The sequence below is a fragment of the Pantoea agglomerans genome, assembly GCF_020149765.1.
Lineage (GTDB): Bacteria > Pseudomonadota > Gammaproteobacteria > Enterobacterales > Enterobacteriaceae > Pantoea > Pantoea alvi.
Genome location: NZ_CP083809.1, coordinates 2396701 through 2415824 on the forward strand (window position 1 = coordinate 2396701; position 19124 = coordinate 2415824).

The following is a 19124-nucleotide window of genomic DNA, read 5'->3' on the forward strand; positions in this document are numbered from 1 at the left end:
TCGCGACTTAATTATTTATCTGCCGTTATGGCAGCTGTGCTCATCCGTCGCCACTCTTTCTATCGAAGCGCTCTTCACGGTTAAACTTTATTCTTGCCCGCGAGATTATTTCCTGCCCACTTTGCGTAAAAAGCGGCCGCGCTCAGGCGCGTGCAGAATAACACGTGCGGCGGGATAATAAGCAGCCTGAAGCAGGCTCAGCGCAGCGGGCCTGACTTAATCACATTGCGTAAGGCAGAGTATTAATTAAGGTGCGACGCAGCAGCCTGCGCCTGGATTAGCGCGCGCTTCGCCGACGCAACCTTTACTTTTTTCTCCTCTACCTTGTGCATTTTTTCAGAAATCTTATCCAGCCGTCCGTCTGCCTGCGCCTCTTTCAGCTCCTGCCGCGCATCCTGCAGCTCGAACTCTGCCTTTTTCACTTTTCGCTGCTGCTCGCTGATAGCCTTATTAGCCCGCTGCGCCTGTCGATCGTCGGTGCAATAGGTTTTCACCTTATGCCGGGCGATATTAAGCCGGGAAAGTTCGGCACGGTTATTATATTTTTTGGCCTGCGCCATTTTTTTCTCCAGCGCAGTAATCTTATCGCTGCAGGAGCGGGTCGCAGCAAAAGAGAAGAGCGGCGCTGCAGCAAGAAAAAGTATAAGCACTTTCTTTTTCATATATAAGTTAACTCCTTGTTAAATTACCTGTCGCGGCGGGTCCGCCGTCACTATAACCTGGCCCACAGGGTAAAAAACAACCCTTATAAATAAGGAGAAAGCGCGCAGAATAAAAAAAATTAAACGATAACAGCGGCGATTATTCCTGCGGTACGCCGCAAATAAGGGTGCGCCTTTTCAGGCGGGCAGAGGCAAAGAAAAGAAATCTTAATTAAACAGCAGGGAAACAAGCGCGGAAAAAGCACGGCGGGGAAAAACTCCGATCGCCGCAAGGGCGATCGGAGCGACAGGCGTATTACATATTTTCGATGATAGCGTCGCCAAACTCTGAACATTTCAGCAGTTTAGCGCCTTCCATCAGACGCTCGAAGTCATAGGTCACGGTCTTGTTAGCGATTGCGCCTTCAACACCTTTAACAATCAGGTCAGCGGCTTCGAACCACTGCAGGTGACGCAGCATCATTTCTGCCGAAAGGATAACGGAACCGGGGTTCACTTTATCCTGACCTGCATATTTCGGTGCGGTGCCGTGGGTCGCTTCGAACAGCGCGCACTCGTCGCCGATGTTCGCGCCCGGTGCGATACCGATACCGCCAACCTGCGCCGCCAGAGCGTCAGAGATGTAGTCACCGTTCAGGTTCATACAGGCGATAACGTCATACTCTGCCGGACGCAGCAGGATCTGCTGCAGGAACGCATCGGCGATGACATCTTTAACGATGATATCTTTGCCGGTGTTCGGGTTTTTAATCTTCATCCACGGGCCGCCGTCTACCAGCTCAGCGCCAAACTCTTCTTTCGCCAGCTGATAGCCCCAGTCCTTGAACGCACCTTCGGTGAACTTCATGATGTTGCCTTTGTGCACCAGCGTCAGCGAGTCGCGGTCGTTAGTGATCGCATACTCAATCGCTGCGCGCACCAGACGTTTGGTGCCCTCTTCCGAACACGGCTTCACGCCGATGCCGCAATCCTGCGGGAAGCGGATTTTCTTCACGCCCATTTCTTCGCGCAGGAACTTGATCACTTTGTCCGCTTCGGCAGAACCAGCTTTCCACTCGATACCGGCGTAGATATCTTCGGAGTTTTCACGGAAGATCACCATGTCGGTATCTTCAGGACGTTTTACCGGGCTCGGGGTGCCTTTGTAGTAACGAACCGGACGCAGGCAAACATAGAGGTCGAGCTCCTGACGCAGCGCCACGTTCAGAGAACGGATGCCGCCGCCAACCGGCGTCGTCAGCGGGCCTTTAATGGCGACGCGGTACTCTTTGATCAGGTCGAGGGTTTCCTGCGGCAGCCAGACATCCTGGCCGTAGAGTTCTACCGATTTCTCGCCGGTGTAGATCTCCATCCAGGAGATTTTGCGCTCGCCGTTGTAGGCTTTCTTCACAGCGGCATCAACCACCTTCAGCATCACCGGAGAAACGTCAACGCCGATGCCGTCACCTTCGATGTAAGGAATGATCGGGTTATTTGGTACGTTGAGCTTGCCCTGATCCAGGGTGATTTTCTGACCTTCCGCCGGAACAACTACTTTGCTTTCCATTAACCTCTCCTGGGCGTTTTGTTAATAAATTGTAAGATGTGGGGTCATGATACTTGAATATTTACGCCGCGCCAATCGTCACTGTTTCGCGTTATAATGCGCCGATTGTCACCGACTGCAAAGCTCATGCGAAAAAGTTCTCAGCAAATTCACCAGCATAAACGCCCTGACCGCGCGCCGCGCGGCGCTCAGCGCAAACCGTCACGCCCGCGCGGACCGCGACGCGTCATATTATTTAACAAACCATTCGATGTTCTGCCACAGTTTAGCGACGAAGCCGGCCGCCAGACGCTGAAGGATTTTATCCCTGTTACCGATGTCTACGCCGCAGGGCGTCTGGACCGCGACAGCGAAGGCCTGATGGTGCTCACCAACGACGGCGCGCTGCAGGCGGCGCTGACGCAGCCCGGCAAGCGCACCGGCAAAATCTACTATGTTCAGGTTGAGGGCGAACCGCAGGAGGCGGATCTCGCGGCGCTGCGCAGTGGCGTTAATCTGAAAGATGGCCCTACGCTGCCGGCAGGCGTGGAAAAGGTCGACGAGCCGGCCTGGCTGTGGCCGCGCCAGCCGCCGATCCGCGAACGTAAAGCGATCCCTACCAGCTGGCTGAAAATTACGCTCTACGAGGGCCGTAACCGCCAGGTGCGCCGCATGACGGCGCATATCGGCTATCCAACGCTGCGTCTGATCCGCTATGCGATGGGCGACTATCGGCTCGACGCCTTGGCGCCAGGCGAGTGGCGCGAAATAACCGATTCGGCGTAAGCAGCGCCGCGTTTTTCGATAACGTCAGGTTAACAATCCCGGAGGATCGATGTTTAAACCTCATGTCACCGTCGCCTGTATCGTGCAGGCCGAGGGCGAACTGTTAGTGGTGGAGGAGCGGGTAAAAGGCCGCGCCACCTGGAACCAGCCCGCCGGTCATCTGGAAGCGGACGAAACCCTGCTGGAGGCGGCGCGGCGCGAGCTGCATGAAGAGACCGGCCTTGACTGCGCGCTCGACTATTTTCTCGGCGTCCAGCAGTGGATCGCGCCGGACAATACGCCTTTTGTGCGTTTTCTGTTTGGCGTCGACCTGGCGGAAAAGCGCCCTACCGCGCCGCAGGACAGCGATATCGATTGCTGCCGGTGGCGCGCGCCTGAGCAGATTATCGCCGCAGATAACCTGCGTTCGCCGCTGGTCGCCGAAAGCGTCCGGCTGTGGCAACAGGGCGCACGCTATCCGCTGCATCTGATCGCGCCGTTCCAGTGGCCGTTTCACGAGGGTGCGCGCCACGCCGACGCGTGATAGACTATGCCGCCTGTTTTTTTATCGTAATCAAGAGTGCGTCATGTCTGACAACAGCCAGAAAAAAGTGATCGTCGGTATGTCCGGCGGCGTCGATTCTTCCGTATCCGCCTGGCTACTGCAGCAGCAGGGCTATCAGGTAGAAGGCCTGTTCATGAAGAACTGGGAGGAAGACGACGGCGAGGAGTATTGCACTGCCGCGGACGATCTGGCGGACGCGCAGGCGGTGTGCGATAAACTCGGCATCAAGCTGCATAAAATCAACTTTGCCGCAGAGTACTGGGACAACGTCTTCGAACACTTCCTCGAAGAGTACAAAGCGGGCCGCACCCCCAATCCCGATATTCTCTGCAACAAAGAGATCAAATTTAAAGCCTTCCTGGAGTTCGCGGCGGAGGATCTCGGCGCGGACTACATCGCCACCGGCCACTACGTGCGCCGCGCGGACGTCGACGGCAAAAGCCAGCTGCTGCGCGGCCTCGACGGCAACAAAGATCAGAGCTACTTCCTCTATACGCTGAGCCACGAGCAGATCGCCCAGAGCCTCTTCCCGGTAGGCGAACTGGAGAAGCCGGAAGTGCGCCGCATCGCCGAGCAGCTCGATCTCGTTACCGCGAAGAAAAAAGACTCCACCGGCATCTGCTTTATCGGCGAACGCAAATTCCGCGACTTCCTTGGCCGCTATCTGCCGGCCCAGCCTGGCGTGATTGAAACCGTGGATGGCCAGGTGGTCGGCGAGCACCAGGGCCTGATGTATCACACCCTGGGCCAGCGCAAAGGGCTGGGCATCGGCGGGCTGAAAGAGAGCAGCGACGATCCCTGGTACGTGGTGGATAAAGACGTGGCGCGCAACCGCCTGATCGTGGCGCAGGGTGCCGACCATCCGCGCCTGATGTCGGTGGGCCTGGTGGCCCAGCAGCTGCACTGGGTCGATCGCCAGCCAGTCGTCGCTCCGCTGCGCTGTACGGTGAAAACGCGCTATCGCCAGACCGATATTCCGTGTGAAATCGTGCCGCGCGGCGAAGACCGCATTGAGGTGCGCTTCGACGCGCCGGTTGCGGCGGTGACGCCGGGCCAGTCCGCCGTGTTCTATCTCGGCGACGTCTGCCTCGGCGGCGGCATTATCGAAGAGCGCCTGCCGCTGATCGCAGACTAAGTCGGCATGGCTGACGCGTAGACAGGAGTAACCGTGGCTAAAAATTATTATGAGATCACGCTGGCGCTGGCGGGCATCTGCCAGGCGGCGCATCTGGTACAGCAGCTGGCGCATCAGGGCCAGTGCCAGCCGGAGGCGCTCAACGTCTCGCTGCGCAGCGTCATTGACCTGAACCCCGGCTCGACGCTGGCGGTGTTCGGCAATGATGAAGCCAATCTGCGCCTCGGACTGGAAACGCTGATGGCGGTGCTTAACAGCAGCAGCCGCCAGGGCATGGGCGCTGAGCTGACGCGCTATACGCTGAGCCTGATGGTGCTGGAGCGCAAGCTGAGCGGCAATAAAAGCGCGCTCGACACGCTGGCGCAGCGCATCAGCCAGCTCGATCGCCAGCTGGCGCACTACGAACTCGGTTCGGAAACCATTACCAGCGCCATGGCGGCAATCTATGTCGACGTGGTCAGCCCGCTCGGGCCGCGCATTCAGGTTACCGGCTCGCCCGCGGTGCTGCAGAATCCACTGCTGCAGAGCCGCGTGCGCGCCACGCTGCTGGCGGGCATCCGCGCCGCCGTGCTGTGGCAGCAGGTGGGCGGCGGCCGCTTTCAGCTAATGCTGTCGCGCCAGCGCCTGCTGCGCGAAGCAAAAACCATTTTATCCCGGCTCTCTCCGGCTTATTAAGCCGGCGAAGTCTATTCTGTTAAACGATTCAGGAGTTGCACTGATGGAATTATCCTCTCTGACCGCCGTCTCACCCGTCGATGGTCGTTACGGCGATAAAGTCAGCCCGCTGCGCGCTATCTTCAGCGAATTCGGTTTGCTGAAGTTCCGCGTTGAGGTTGAAGTACGCTGGTTACAGAAACTGGCGTCTACCGCAGAGATCAAGGAAGTTCCTGCATTTGACGCCGACGCAAACGCTTTCCTCGACGCAATCGTCGCTAATTTCAGCGAAGAGGATGCGGCGCGCATCAAAACCATCGAGCGCACCACCAACCACGACGTAAAAGCGGTCGAATATTTCCTCAAAGAGAAAGTGGAGAGCGTACCGGCGCTGCACGCGGTGTCAGAATTTATCCACTTCGCCTGCACCTCCGAAGATATCAACAACCTGTCACACGCGCTGATGCTGGAAAGCGCACGCCGCGACGTGATCCTGCCCTACTGGCAGCAGCTTATCGACGCGGTTAAGGGCCTGGCGCACGAATATCGCGATATCCCCCTGCTGTCGCGCACCCACGGCCAGCCGGCCACGCCTTCAACCATGGGCAAAGAGATGGCGAACGTCGCCTACCGTATGGAGCGTCAGCAGCGCCAGCTGAGCAAAATCGAGATTCTGGGCAAGATCAACGGTGCGGTCGGCAACTACAACGCCCATATCGCCGCCTATCCGGAAGTGGACTGGCACCAGCTGAGCGAGCAGTTCGTCACCTCGCTGGGCATTACCTGGAACCCCTACACCACCCAGATCGAGCCGCACGACTATATCGCCGAGCTGTTTGACTGCATTGCGCGCTTCAACACTATCCTGATCGACTTCGATCGCGATATCTGGGGCTATGTGGCGCTCAACCACTTCAAACAGAAAACCATCGCGGGCGAAATCGGCTCTTCCACCATGCCGCACAAGGTCAACCCGATCGATTTCGAAAACTCCGAAGGTAACCTGGGCCTGGCGAACGCGGTGATGCAGCACCTGGCGAGCAAGCTGCCGGTGTCGCGCTGGCAGCGTGACCTCACCGACTCAACGGTGCTGCGCAACCTCGGCGTGGGCGTCGGCTATGCGCTGATCGCCTATCAGGCAACGCTGAAAGGCATTTCCAAGCTGGAAGTGAACCGCGAGCGTCTGCTGGACGAGCTGGATCATAACTGGGAAGTGCTGGCGGAGCCGATCCAGACCGTGATGCGCCGCTACGGCATCGAGAAGCCGTATGAGAAGCTGAAAGAGCTGACGCGCGGCAAGCGCGTCGACGCGGCGGGAATGCAGGCCTTTATCGATAGCCTCGCGCTGCCGGAAGAGGAAAAAGTGCGCCTGAAACAGATGACGCCAGCTAACTATCTCGGCCGCGCCGTTCAGATGGTCGACGATCTGAAATAAGCGTGGACGCAGGCGGGACGGTCCCGCCTGCGTTGTGCTGTTGTTTAGATGTTTTTGCGTATACTTTACCTTTACTTAAATGCTCCGAGAGTAAGGAAAAGGCATGCGTGTTTTAGTTGTGGAAGATAATGCTCTGCTGCGCCATCATCTTGCAGTTCAACTGCGTGAAATGGGCCATCAGGTAGACGCCGCAGAGGACGCAAAGGAAGCCGACTATTTTTTACAGGAGCATCTGCCCGATATTGCGCTGGTCGACCTGGGGCTGCCGGATGAAGACGGCATGTCGCTGATCCGCCGCTGGCGCGGTCAGTCGGTGCGGCAGCCGATTCTGGTGCTCACCGCGCGCGAAGGCTGGCAGGCCAAAGTCGAAGCGCTGGAAGCGGGTGCCGACGACTACGTCACCAAACCTTTCCATATTGAAGAAGTGGCCGCGCGCCTGCAGGCGCTGATGCGTCGCAACAGCGGACACGCCTCGCAAATTATCGCCATGGCGCCGTTTCAGGTTGACCTCTCGCGCCGCGAGCTGACCATCCACGACCAGCCGGTCAAGCTGACCGCCTTTGAATACACCATTGTCGAAACGCTGATCCGCAACGCGGGCAGAGTGGTGAGCAAAGACTCCCTGATGCTGCAGCTCTACCCCGACGCCGAACTGCGCGAAAGTCATACCATCGACGTGCTGATGGGCCGCCTGCGCAAAAAAATTCAGGCGCTGCACGCGGATGAGGTGATCACCACCGTACGCGGTCAGGGATACCGCTTCGATCTCTGATGAGCTGGCTGCAACGTTATCGTCCCCTCTCGCTGCGCGCCCGCTTTTTGCTGGCCTGTTCGGCTATTGTGCTGTTTCTCTCGCTCTCCTACGGCATGGTGGCGGTGATCGGCTACGTGGTCAGCTTCGACAAGAACACCTATCGCGTGATGCGCGGCGAAAGCAATCTCTTCTTTACGCTGGCGCAGTGGCAAAATAATCGCCTGACCATCGCGCAGCCGGAGCGCATGACGCTCAACTTCCCGACCCTGGTGTTTATCTATGATGAACAGGGCAAGCTGCTGTGGCAGCAGCGCGACGTGCCGGAGATCCGCACTAAAATCCGCCACGAGTGGCTGCTGAAGCCCGACTTTTACGAAATCGACACCAGCAATCGCACCAGCGCCGTGGCGATAGGCAACGATCTGTCGGCGCAGAAGCGGCTGCACGCTATCGATAACGACAACAACGATACGTTCACCCACTCCGTTGCGGTCAACCGCTATGACGCCACCACCAATCTGCCCGCGCTGACCATCGTGGTGGTGGACTCGATACCGCAGGAGCTACAGCACTCGGACGTGGTCTGGTCATGGTTCAGCTACGTGCTGGCCGCCAACCTTATTCTGGTGATCCCGCTGCTCTGGCTGGCAGCGCACTGGAGCCTGCGCCCGATTGGCCATCTCGCCACCCAGATACGCGAACTGGAAACCAGCCAGCGTGAAAATCTCGACGATGCGCCACCGCAGGAGCTGCGCAGCCTGGTGCGCAACCTCAATCTGCTGCTGAGCAACGAGCGCCAGCGCTATACGCGCTACCGCACCACCCTCTCCGATCTGACGCACAGCCTGAAAACGCCGCTGGCGGTGCTGCAAAGCACGCTGCGCTCGCTGCGCAACGGCAAGGATCTGACCATCGAGCAGGCCGAGCCGGTGATGCTGGAGCAGATCAGCCGTATCTCGCAGCAGATCGGCTACTACCTGCACCGCGCCAGCATGCAGGCGGATCACAACCCGCTGCTGCGCGACCTTCATCCGGTATCGGCGCTGCTCGACAGCCTCTGCTCGGCGCTTAACAAGGTTTATCAGCACAAAGGCGTCGAGATTACGCTGGACGTTTCGCCGGAGGTGATCTTTATCGGCGACAAAAACGACTTTATGGAGGTGCTGGGCAACGTGCTGGACAACGCCTGCAAATATTGCCTGGAGTTTATCGAGGTAAGCGCGCGTCAGACCGATCAGGCGCTGCATCTGTTTATCGACGACGACGGCCCCGGCATTCCCGAAAGCAAGCGCAACCTCGTCTTTGTGCGCGGCCAGCGCGCCGATACGCTGCGTCCCGGCCAGGGGCTGGGGCTGGCGGTCGCGCTCGATATTCTGGAGCAGTATGAGGGCCAGATTATCGCTACATCCAGCCCGCTGGGCGGCGCGCGGATGGAAGTGATCTTCCGGCGTCAGGAAGTCGAACATCGCCGCGAGTAGAAAGGTGCGCGGGCTGTTATACTTGGCTGCATTTACAGCCCTGCATGGAACCACTCTATGGACTATCAGCTCGATCTTAACTGGCCCGACTTTATTCAGCGCTACTGGCAAAAACGTCCGGTGCTGCTTAAGCGCGGTTTTAAAAACTTTATTGACCCCATTTCTCCTGACGAGCTGGCCGGACTGGCGATGGAAAACGAGGTGGACAGCCGTCTGGTCAGCCATAACGACGGCAAGTGGCAGGTGAGCCACGGTCCTTTCGAGAGCTACGATCATCTGGGCGAAAACAACTGGTCGCTGCTGGTGCAGGCGGTGAACCACTGGCATGAACCCTCGGCGGCGCTGATGCGCCCGTTCCGCTTTTTGCCCGACTGGCGCATCGACGATCTGATGATCTCTTTCGCCGTGCCGGGCGGCGGCGTTGGCCCGCACTTCGATCAGTACGACGTGTTTATTATTCAGGGCACCGGCCGTCGCCGCTGGCGCGTCGGCGAGAAAGTGCCGATGAAGCAGCACTGCCCCCATCCCGACCTGCTGCAGGTCGAGCCGTTCGACGCCATTATCGATGAAGAGATGGAGCCGGGTGATATTCTCTATATCCCGCCGGGATTCCCGCACGAAGGCTATTCGCTGGAGAACGCCATCAACTACTCTGTCGGCTTCCGCGCGCCGAACGGCCGCGAGCTGATCAGCGGCTTCGCCGACTATGTGCTGGCGCGCGAGCTGGGCAGCTACCGCTACAGCGATCCTGAGGTGCCGACGCGCGACTGCCCGTCACAGATCCTGCCGCAGGAGATCGAAGGTATTCGCCAGGTGATGCTCGACGTCATCGACCAGCCGGAGCATTTCGCCAGCTGGTTCGGGGAGTTTATCTCCCAGTCGCGTCACGAACTGGATGTGGCACCGCCGGAGCCGCCCTATCAGCCCGATGAGATCTACGATGCCCTGCAGCAGGGCGATACGCTGTCGCGCCTGGGCGGCCTGCGCGTGCTGACCATCGGCGATGCGGTGTTTGTCAACGGCGAGCGCGTCGAGTGTTCACAGCCAGAGGTGCTGAAGGCGCTGGCGCGCCGTCAGACGCTGAGCCTGGAGGATTTCGGCGACGCGCTGGACGATCCGTCGCTGCTGGCGCAGCTTGCCGCGCTGGTTAACGCCGGCTACTGGTATTTCGGCGACGCTGAGTAACACCATCAGACGACTCAAAGGCTAAAACGCGCGTGGCGTGGGGCGAAGTGCAACGCGTCCCGCGCCAGGGATAAAACGCCGGGCGGTTTCAAACAACGCAGCGCGCTGGCCCGGTAACAGGCGCACCTCAGGGATGAGGTGCGTCGCTACGCGGGACGAGCGAGCAGGGATGCGTTTAGCGATTTTGCGATCGCACCACGCCACCCCCATAAGCGCTGCGCCTCCTGACGGAGAGGTTTTTTACCCTTTTTTCTCCGCCGCCAGCTCTGCCAGCCGGACAATCACATCCACCGCCTGCGCCATAATATTGAGCGAGGCGAACTCGTGCTTGCCGTGGTAGTTATAGCCGCCGGTAAAGATATTCGGGCACGGCAGCCCCTTCCAGGAAAGCGCGGAACCGTCGGTGCCGCCGCGAATCGGCTTCACCTTCGGCTCGATGCCGCAGTCGCGCATCGCCTGCAGCGCCAGCTCGATAATATGCGGATGCGGCTCAACCTTCTCGCGCATATTGCGATAGCTGTTGCTGATCTCCACCGTGACGGAGCAGTCTTTATGCAGCCCGGCGTTAATGCGCTCGGCAATCGCCGTCAGTACCTGCTTGCGCTGTTCAAACGCTTCTGTATCGAAATCGCGAATAATATATTGCAGCTCGGCGTGCTCTACCGTGCCTTTTATCTGGTGCAGATGATAAAAGCCTTCGTAGCCGTCGGTGAACTGCGGACGCTCTTTTGCCGGTACTTCGGCATGAAACGCCGTCGCCACGTCCAGCGCGTTCACCATCACCCCTTTCGCCGAGCCGGGATGCACATTATTGCCGACGATCTTCACCACCGCTGAGGCGGCGTTGAAGTTCTCATATTCAAACTCGCCGAGATCGCTGCCGTCGATGGTGTAGGCCCAGTCGGCGGCGAAGCCCTCTACGTCGAAATGGGAGGTGCCGCGGCCAATCTCCTCATCTGGCGTAAAGGCGACGCGAATGGCGCCGTGCGGAATATCGCTGCTGGCGAGGCGCGCCATTGCGGTCATGATCTCGGCGATGCCCGCCTTATCGTCGGCGCCGAGCAGCGTCTTGCCGTCGGTGGTGATCAGGGTATGGCCGATTAGCTTATGCAGGATCGGGAACATCACCGGCGACAGCACCTCTTCGCCCATACCGAGCGCGATATCGCCGCCGCGGTAGTTCTCAATAATCTGCGGCTTCACATTCCTGGCGGTAAAATCGGGCGAGGTATCCATATGCGAGATAAAACCGATCACCGGCGTCGGCCAGTCGACGTTGGCGGGCAGCGTGCCCATCACGCAGCAGTGATCGCTGAGCGTGACGTCGATAAAACCGAGCGCAATCAGCTCTTCCTGCAGCTTGCGCGCCAGCGTCCACTGCCCTTCGCTGCTGGGCACCTGACGCGCCTGGGGTTTTGCCTGCGTCTCTATCGCCACGTAACTTAAAAAACGTTCAAGTAACTGATCCATATGCCATCCTTCAAAAGAAGCCGACTATCATTATCAACAGCCGAGTCCGACGCATGTTGCGTCATATCATTATCTGACAGGTTAACCTGCGCTGCGCGTTTGCAGAAGGATCTTTTAACCCGGCTGTAAACATCGTTATTCAGGGTAGCGGATAACGGCCTGATCGTCTCTTTTCTCCAGCAAAACATGGCATTGCCCTCTTTTTGAGGTATCATCGCGCCCTCTCGCTGGCTGGCCGACGCAAACGGCTATGCTTAAACCTGTTCGACCCTATTACCGACTGAGTGACTAAAATGACGCAAACACGCGCGCAGCAGGCGCTGGTTACGCTTTCTGGCATCAGTAAAGCTTTTGATGGCAAGTCAATTATCAGCGACTTCAACCTGACCATCGATCACGGCGAATTTATTACCCTGCTCGGTCCGTCGGGCTGCGGCAAAACCACTATTCTGCGGCTGATCGCCGGGCTGGAAGCGGTCGACAGCGGTCGGGTGATGCTGGATGACAGCGATATCACCGATACCCCCGCCGAGCATCGCCACGTCAATACGGTGTTTCAGAGCTACGCCCTCTTCCCGCATATGTCGGTGTTTGAAAATGTCGCCTTCGGCCTGCGCATGCAGAAAACGCCCAATGCGGAGATCGCCGCGCGCGTCAGCGAGGCGCTGGCGATGGTGCAGCTGGAACGTTTCGCCGATCGCCGCCCGCATCAGCTCTCTGGCGGCCAGCAGCAGCGCGTCGCCATTGCGCGCGCGGTGGTGAACCGCCCGAAGGTGCTGCTGCTTGATGAGTCGCTCTCGGCGCTCGACTATAAGCTGCGCAAGCAGATGCAGAACGAGCTGAAGGCGCTGCAGCGCAAGCTCGGCATTACCTTTGTTTTCGTGACGCACGATCAGGAAGAGGCGCTTACCATGTCCGACCGCATCGTGGTGATGCGCGACGGCAAGATCGAGCAGGACGGCACGCCGCGCGAAATCTACGAAGAGCCGAAGAATCTCTTTGTGGCGCGCTTTATCGGCGAAATTAACGTCTTTGACGCCGACGTCCTCGACGCCCGCGACGCGCCGCGCGTGCGCGCCCGCGTGGAGGGCCGTGAATGCGATATTCACTGCGCCTTCCCGGTCAGCGCTGGCGATCGCCTGCATGTGTTGCTGCGCCCGGAAGATCTGCGCGTCGACGAGGTGCATAGCGACCAGGCGGTAGAAGGCCTGATCGGCTACGTGCGCGAGCGTAACTACAAAGGCATGACGCTGGAATCGACCGTCGAGCTGGAGAATGGCAAGCTGGTGACGGTCAGTGAATTCTTCAACGAGGATGACCCCGACTTCGATCACTCCCTGAATCAAAAGATGGCGGTGAACTGGGTGCCGAGCTGGGAGGTGGTACTGCCCTATGAAGCTGATGCGTAACCGTTTTCAGAAAGGGGTAACGGCGCTGATCGTCGGCTGGCTGGCGCTGTTCGTGCTGCTGCCCAATCTGATGATCGTCGTCACCAGCTTTCTGACGCGCGACGACGCGCACTTCGTGCGTATGGCGTTCACCCTCAGCAACTATACGCGGCTGCTCGATCCGCTTTATGGCGACGTGCTGCTGCACTCGCTCAATATGGCGCTTATCGCCACGCTCTGCTGCCTGCTGCTGGGTTATCCCTTCGCCTGGTGCCTGACGAAACTGCCGGCGCGCCTGCGGCCGCTGATGCTGTTTCTGCTGATAGTACCCTTCTGGACCAACTCGCTGATCCGCATCTACGGGCTGAAAATCTTCCTCAGCCCGCGCGGCTGGCTAAACGACTTTCTGCTGTGGCTGGGGGTCATCGAGACGCCGTTTCGCATTATGTATACGCCGCAGGCGGTGATCCTCGGTCTGGTCTATATTCTGCTGCCCTTTATGGTGCTGCCGCTCTACTCCAGCCTGGAGAAGCTGGATCGCGCCTGTCTGGAGGCGGCGCGCGATCTCGGCGCCAGCAAAGCGCAGACCTTTTTCCGCATTATTTTGCCGCTGACCATGCCGGGCATCGTCGCGGGCTGTTTGCTGGTGCTGATCCCGGCGATGGGGCTGTTCTACGTGGCGGACCTGATGGGCGGCGCGAAGAACCTGCTGATCGGTAACGTTATCAAGAGCCAGTTTTTGAATATCCGCGACTGGCCGTTCGGCGCGGCGACCAGCATCGTAATGACGCTGCTGATGGGCCTGATGCTGCTGTTTTACTGGCGCGCCGCGCGCCTGCTGAATAAAAAGGTTAGCGAAATCGATGATTAATTATTATAAATCAAAAAGTTAAGTTGCGTTTTTAGACATAAAATCATTGCTAATAAACAATCTCAAAAAACTACCAAACTCAAGCACTTACGCTTGAGTTTTGGTGAACGATTTTCGTTGATTCTAGCCCCACCATGAATAACCCCAAAAGTATTTAACTCCCCTTTCTTTCAGGGTTATTACAACCCCATCAAGACAACTCAGAAAGCCAGAGGATGGATAGCAGGAATGCAATAGCAATGATTGAAGCTGATGGGTGGTATCTGGTGAGAGTTAAAGGCAGTCATCACCAGTTTAAGCACCCAACGAAAAAGGGGCTGGTACGGTAAAGCATCCACAGAAATACATACCGTTACCAACACTGAAAAGCATTAAAAAACAGGCGGGGCTCTAAGCCCCCTACTGGTGGAGGTTTGCATGTTGTACCCTGTTGCTATTGATAAAGGCGCTTCATCCTTCGGCGTTCGCGTACCTGATATTCCTGGCTGCTTCCCTGGTGGTGATGATTATCAGGGCGCGATGGAAAGCGTACGTGAAGCGATCGAAGCACATATTGAGTTGCTGGCTGAAGATGGCGAGGCCGTGCCCGAAGCAACGACAGTCGAAAACTGGCTTTCCGATCCTGAATATGCCGGTGTGGTATGGGCACTGGTTGGCGTGGATATAACACGCCTGATGGGAAAAGCGGAAAAAATCAATGTGACGCTTCCCTCATTGCTGATCCGCCGTATCGATCAGTTTGTGACCGCGCATTCAGAGTATGGCAGTCGGTCTGGCTTCCTCTCCCGCGTCGCAGCAGATAAAGTAATCGGACTGCAAAAACGATAAGCCTCGAAAGAGGCTTTTGATAACAGGTTTGTTATGAACATTTTTATTGTAAATCTTAAAATTTCAGTAGAAAGACGGCAGAAAATGGAAGAACAGCTGCACGCACTGGGGCTTTCAGCTGAGTTTATCGAGGCCGTAGATGGCAGATTTATGTCTGATGATGAGAGGAAGCGTGTTACTGCAGATGTAAATTACGCATTTCTTCCTGGTGAGATCGGATGCGCGCTAAGCCATCAAAAGTTATACAAAAGAATCGTCGATGAAAATATCGCTCAAGCATTGATCCTTGAAGATGACGTTCTTATTGATAACATCTTACCCGAACTCCTTAAGGGAATAAAACTAAGCACTAGCACCCCTGAAATTATTTTATTAAGTAGAGTTAATAAATTTCGTAAGAAGGCTGTGCGAAGCATAACTACAATTCATAAAATACATAAAACAGAGCAAGCCACTACCGCACACGCCTATATTATCAATAATAAAGCAGCAGCATCATTTCTAAATAATTTATATCCTGTGTGGATGACATCAGACAAATGGAGTTTGTTTGAAGACTTATCCATGGCGAAAATTTACTCTGTAATTCCTTACCCTGTTCGCCTTTCCGAAGAGGCTGAAACATCAACAATAAATCAATCAAAAGGTGATTCTGAAATCAACATAAAAAAGAAACACATATGGGAGTTACTTATGCAGAAACGACCACTACGAGCAAAAATTCGCCACAGATATCGTCGAGCTATTACTCCGCTATTCCATAAAATTGTCAATCAGGGTAAGGGTTAACGCTTCAGGTTAATTATTTTATGCTCACAGGCCATTCGATCAAGGGTGCATCGAATGGTACTATTCTGGACAATAACACACGGTATTTTTTCCATTCAACAAGTAAAGCTGTTTCTTCATCAGTTGCCATATCCATATCAACGGCATCCTGTAACGTTTGAATGGTTAGCGTAGCTTCCTGTATCAGCCGCTTTTTCTCACTTTCTGCGAACGCCACCGCGGCGGCGCGCTCTGCTTTCGTGTCTTTTACCCAGCCTTCGCCATTCCAGCGCATGTAGTTTCCGTCAGGAGCGATGGTCGTTACGTCAGCAGGCAAAGCACCGGGCCTGGTGATATAAACACGTTCGCCCGTTTCTTTGCTATAGACCGTTTGGTTTCGGTAATCCTCTGCCCGCTCCCACACTGTCCCGTTAAATATGGCGACCTTTCCCTCTGGCACGTCTGGCACGTCTGGCACGTCTGGCACGTCTGGCACGTCTGGCACGTCTGGCGGTGCGATGTTGGCACAGTCAGCCGGGAGTCCAGTATTAGCCGGTATATAAGCATCATCCGCGCCAATAAACTCTCGGGTGTCTGCAAGAGGTTATAAATTCGGATAGTGCGGTCTTTACCTGAAAATTTAAAAGCTATTATGCTAGCCTCACAATGTAGTTATAAGCGATGTTTTTAACGGTGTTACCGGCAACGGTAACGGTGTGGATATGCGCCCCGGCATTAACAGCTGATAAGGAGGTATCTACATTGCCATTGGTATTAAATACGTTTCGGTCAATATAAACACCGTTACCCCCACCACCATTGCGCCATGCTCGCCGGCACTTGCCGCCGTTCCTGAAATGCTGTGCGTATGTGCGCCGGTGCTGTTTGATGACTTAGTCACGTAATCAAATGCGCTGGTATTTTTCGTCCCGAGATCGGTTGATGAAGCTGATGCCCCGTGCGTGTGCGACTTAATACCGTCCTGTTCCTGTGACAGCACCGCCCGATCGCTTGAGGGTTTCCCTTTTTAACGTCCATCCGCGCAAATCTGGGATAACACCTGAGGGATAGGCCGCAGCCAGAAGAGGATAATCTGCTTAGTCAAAGCTTTGCCCCGCCATAAGGCATACCCGGCTGGTGCCGAGTCTGACGGCCACGCAATCGGCGCGCCAACAGGAAACGCATCGTCAGACGTCCATACAGTCCATACCCCTGTCGAATACTGAAGAGAAGACATTGTCAGAATGAAATTCTCTGATGTGTGGGATGATCACTTACATCTTATCCAGGGGAAAACAGGGATGAGACTGGCGTTACCGCTCTCGCTTTACTGCTAAGCGGTCGGGATGACTCTCAAGGAGGTGCAGAAGAAAGGGCAGCCAATGAGCTAAGACAATCTTAGTGATTATTTTGCGGACGCGCGCGAGCTGGCAGGCATAAAGCCGCCGGAGGGGAAAACACCAATCACATTCCACGAACAACGCTCTTTGTCAGCGTGTCTGTACCGGGCACAGGGGATCGACACTAAAACTCTGCTGGGTCATAAGGTACAGACAACCCCCGATAAATATAATGACACTCGTGGGCAGGAATGGATCAAGCTGGTCATTTGAATGGCCGTTTTTTCCCGATCACAAGAAAAATTATTGTAAAATGCGCGGCCTTAGTGATGGTTGCTCTGTTCTACATCGGTCATTGGTTTTGGTGAAAAGTTTTGGAGATATTTTGGAGAAGAGAAAAAATTGAATATTTTCAAGGCTCTGAAAACATCACGCCTGCTGAATAAAAAGGTGGACCTGGAATGATCGCGCGCCTGCTACGCGGCGGCTTTATGGCCGCGATTTACGCCTGGTTCTATATCCCTGTCGCCATCCTGATGGTTAACTCGTTCAACGCCTCGCGCTTCGGCATCAACTGGCAGGGGTTCAGCACCCGCTGGTACAGCCTACTGATGAATAACGACAGCCTGATCCAGGCGGCGCAGCATTCGCTGATCATGGGCGTGATCTCCGCCAGCTGCGCGACGCTAATCGGCTCGCTCACCGCCGTGGCGCTCTACCGCTACCGCTTTCGCGGCAAACCCTTTGTCAGCGGCATGCTGTTCGTGGTGATGATGTCGCCCGATATCGTGATGGCGATCTCCCTGCTGGTGCTGTTTATGCTGCTCGGCATCTCGCTCGGCTTCTGGTCGCTGCTCTTTTCGCATATCACTTTCTGTCTGCCCTTTGTGGTGATTACCGTCTATTCGCGGCTAAAGGGCTTTGACGTGCGCATGCTGGAAGCGGCGAAAGATCTGGGCGCCAGCGAAACCACCATCCTGCGTAAAATTATTCTGCCGCTGGCGATGCCGGCGGTAGCGGCGGGCTGGCTGCTGAGCTTTACCCTGTCGATGGATGACGTGGTGGTCTCCTCCTTTGTGACCGGGCCGACGTTTGAGATCCTGCCGCTGAAGATCTATTCAATGGTGAAAGTCGGCGTCTCGCCGGAAGTGAACGCGCTGGCGACAATTCTGCTGCTGCTGTCGCTGCTGCTGGTCGGCGTCAGCCAGCTGTTGCTCCGTGATAAAACCAAATAGAGGATAAATAATGAAGAGATGGTCTCACTGGCTGGCGGCTGGGGCGCTGGCGCTGGGCATGCAGAGCGCGCAGGCTGACGACGCCAGTACGCTCTACTTCTATAACTGGACCGAATATGTGCCGCCGGGGCTGCTGGAGCAGTTCACTAAAGAGACCGGCATCAAGGTGATCTACTCCACCTACGAGTCCAACGAGAGCATGTATGCCAGGCTGAAGACCTGGAAAGATGGCGCCTACGATCTGGTGGTGCCTTCCACCTATTTCGTGGCGAAGATGCGCAACGAGGGCATGCTGCAGAAGATCGACAAGGCGCAGCTGAGCAACTTTAAAAATCTCGATCCGAATCTGCTGAATAAGCCGTTCGATCCCGGTAACGACTATTCGATCCCCTATATCTGGGGCGCAACGGCGATCGGCGTTAATACCGACGCGCTGGACGCGAAGTCTGTGCAGAGCTGGGCCGATCTGTGGAAGCCGGAGTATAAGCAGAGTCTGCTGCTTACCGACGATGCGCGCGAGGTGTTCCAGATGGCGCTGCGCAAGCTGGGGCTTTCCGGCAATACCCGCGATCCAGAAGAGATTAACGCCGCTTATGAAGAGCTAAAGAAGCTGATGCCCAACGTGCTCGCCTTTAACTCCGACAACCCAGGCAATCCGTTTATGGAAGGCGAAGTGAATCTCGGCATGATCTGGAACGGCTCCGCCTACGTGGCGCGCCAGGCGGGCACGCCGCTGGAGGTGGTCTGGCCGAAAGAGGGCGGCATTTTCTGGATGGATAATCTGGCGATCCCGGCCAACGCAAAAAACAAGGCGGGGGCGCTGAAGCTGATTAACTTCCTGCTGCGTCCCGATGTGGCGGCGAAAGTGGCGGAAACCATCGGCTACCCGACGCCGAACCTGGCCGCGAAGGCGCTGCTGCCGAAGGCGGTGGCGAGCGATCCGTCGCTCTATCCCCCCGCCGAGGTGATCAACAAGGGGGAATGGCAGGATGATGTCGGCGACGCCAGCGTGCAGTATGAGACGCTGTTCCAGAAGCTAAAGGCGGGACGGTAACAAAAAGGCGGC

At 56.5% G+C, this 19124-nt stretch carries 17 protein-coding genes and 4 pseudogenes; 16 read left to right on the forward strand and 5 right to left on the reverse strand.

All coding sequences use genetic code 11. The features are described from left to right. Positions 1 to 242: 242 nt before the first annotated feature. A complete protein-coding gene (locus LB453_RS14105; protein WP_103795514.1) occupies positions 243 to 662 on the reverse strand; it encodes a DUF1090 family protein in 420 nt (139 codons plus the stop codon). A gap of 295 nt (positions 663 to 957) precedes the next feature. Further along, the gene (icd, locus tag LB453_RS14110) at positions 958 to 2208 is read right to left on the reverse strand and encodes an NADP-dependent isocitrate dehydrogenase (RefSeq protein ID WP_096072959.1); all 1251 of its coding nucleotides are present in this window, start codon (positions 2206 to 2208) and stop codon (positions 958 to 960) included. A gap of 96 nt (positions 2209 to 2304) precedes the next feature. Here icd and rluE point away from each other — a divergent pair, with 96 nt between their 5' ends. The 8 genes from rluE (at position 2305) to LB453_RS14150 (ending at position 10158) form a co-directional block, all read left to right on the forward strand. Further along, a complete protein-coding gene (gene rluE, locus LB453_RS14115) occupies positions 2305 to 2973 on the forward strand; it encodes a 23S rRNA pseudouridine(2457) synthase RluE (protein WP_103795513.1) in 669 nt (222 codons plus the stop codon). A 49-nt stretch (positions 2974 to 3022) separates the two neighbouring features. Next, positions 3023 to 3496 carry an NUDIX domain-containing protein gene (locus tag LB453_RS14120; RefSeq protein WP_103795512.1) on the forward strand — a complete coding sequence of 158 codons (474 nt, stop codon included), beginning with the start codon at positions 3023 to 3025 and terminating at the stop codon, positions 3494 to 3496. Positions 3497 to 3539: 43 nt separating this feature from the next. Beyond that, on the forward strand, positions 3540 to 4652 hold the full coding sequence (gene mnmA / locus LB453_RS14125) for a tRNA 2-thiouridine(34) synthase MnmA (RefSeq protein ID WP_103795511.1): 1113 nt from the start codon (positions 3540 to 3542) through the stop codon (positions 4650 to 4652). Between the two features lie 33 nt (positions 4653 to 4685). Beyond that, entirely contained in the window at positions 4686 to 5327 is a 642-nt protein-coding gene (gene hflD, locus LB453_RS14130) for a high frequency lysogenization protein HflD (protein WP_103795510.1), read from the forward strand. 43 nt (positions 5328 to 5370) lie between these two features. Beyond that, entirely contained in the window at positions 5371 to 6741 is a 1371-nt protein-coding gene (purB, locus tag LB453_RS14135; protein ID WP_103795509.1) for an adenylosuccinate lyase, read from the forward strand. Positions 6742 to 6844: 103 nt separating this feature from the next. Then, entirely contained in the window at positions 6845 to 7513 is a 669-nt protein-coding gene (gene phoP, locus LB453_RS14140; RefSeq protein ID WP_103795508.1) for a two-component system response regulator PhoP, read from the forward strand. Beyond that, a complete protein-coding gene (gene phoQ, locus LB453_RS14145) occupies positions 7513 to 8973 on the forward strand; it encodes a two-component system sensor histidine kinase PhoQ (RefSeq protein ID WP_103795507.1) in 1461 nt (486 codons plus the stop codon). The genes phoP and phoQ overlap by 1 nt, the downstream gene beginning before the upstream one ends. A gap of 57 nt (positions 8974 to 9030) precedes the next feature. Continuing rightward, entirely contained in the window at positions 9031 to 10158 is a 1128-nt protein-coding gene (locus LB453_RS14150; protein ID WP_103795506.1) for a cupin domain-containing protein, read from the forward strand. Between the two features lie 240 nt (positions 10159 to 10398). On the opposite strand, the gene pepT is transcribed toward LB453_RS14150, so the two are convergent. Beyond that, positions 10399 to 11628: a peptidase T gene (pepT, locus tag LB453_RS14155; RefSeq protein ID WP_103795505.1), complete on the reverse strand. Its 1230-nt coding sequence runs from the start codon at positions 11626 to 11628 to the stop codon at positions 10399 to 10401. 293 nt (positions 11629 to 11921) lie between these two features. On the opposite strand from pepT, the gene potA reads away from it, so the two are divergent. The 5 genes and pseudogenes from potA (at position 11922) to LB453_RS14180 (ending at position 15504) form a co-directional block, all read left to right on the forward strand. Further along, positions 11922 to 13037 (forward strand): spermidine/putrescine ABC transporter ATP-binding protein PotA, encoded by a 1116-nt coding sequence (gene potA / locus LB453_RS14160; RefSeq protein WP_103795504.1) that lies wholly within the window; start codon positions 11922 to 11924, stop codon positions 13035 to 13037. Beyond that, on the forward strand, positions 13021 to 13887 hold the full coding sequence (potB, locus tag LB453_RS14165) for a spermidine/putrescine ABC transporter permease PotB (RefSeq protein ID WP_199187309.1): 867 nt from the start codon (positions 13021 to 13023) through the stop codon (positions 13885 to 13887). Before potA ends, potB begins: the two co-directional genes overlap by 17 nt. A 239-nt stretch (positions 13888 to 14126) precedes the next feature. Continuing rightward, a pseudogene (locus LB453_RS14170) lies at positions 14127 to 14281 on the forward strand (type II toxin-antitoxin system HicA family toxin). A 23-nt stretch (positions 14282 to 14304) separates the two neighbouring features. After that, a complete protein-coding gene (locus LB453_RS14175; protein WP_103795503.1) occupies positions 14305 to 14715 on the forward strand; it encodes a type II toxin-antitoxin system HicB family antitoxin in 411 nt (136 codons plus the stop codon). A 33-nt stretch (positions 14716 to 14748) separates the two neighbouring features. Beyond that, complete coding sequence (locus LB453_RS14180; protein ID WP_224481450.1) at positions 14749 to 15504, forward strand: glycosyltransferase family 25 protein; 756 nt, start codon at positions 14749 to 14751, stop codon at positions 15502 to 15504. Positions 15505 to 15517: 13 nt separating this feature from the next. On the opposite strand, the pseudogene LB453_RS14185 reads toward LB453_RS14180, so the two are convergent. Further along, positions 15518 to 16134 (reverse strand): annotated as a pseudogene (locus LB453_RS14185) (tail fiber assembly protein). After that, positions 16134 to 16660: pseudogene (locus LB453_RS14190) on the reverse strand (phage tail protein); the annotation flags it as partial. The pseudogenes LB453_RS14190 and LB453_RS14185, both read right to left, overlap by 1 nt. Before the next feature lie 49 nt (positions 16661 to 16709). Between LB453_RS14190 and LB453_RS14195 the strand changes: the two are divergent. From LB453_RS14195 to potD, 3 genes and pseudogenes are all read left to right on the forward strand, one after another. Further along, positions 16710 to 17096 (forward strand): annotated as a pseudogene (locus LB453_RS14195) (tyrosine-type recombinase/integrase); the annotation flags it as partial. A 188-nt stretch (positions 17097 to 17284) separates the two neighbouring features. Beyond that, the gene (gene potC / locus LB453_RS14200) at positions 17285 to 18058 is read left to right on the forward strand and encodes a spermidine/putrescine ABC transporter permease PotC (RefSeq protein ID WP_103795501.1); all 774 of its coding nucleotides are present in this window, start codon (positions 17285 to 17287) and stop codon (positions 18056 to 18058) included. Between the two features lie 10 nt (positions 18059 to 18068). After that, positions 18069 to 19112: a spermidine/putrescine ABC transporter substrate-binding protein PotD gene (gene potD / locus LB453_RS14205; RefSeq protein WP_103795500.1), complete on the forward strand. Its 1044-nt coding sequence runs from the start codon at positions 18069 to 18071 to the stop codon at positions 19110 to 19112. Positions 19113 to 19124: the final 12 nt, after the last annotated feature.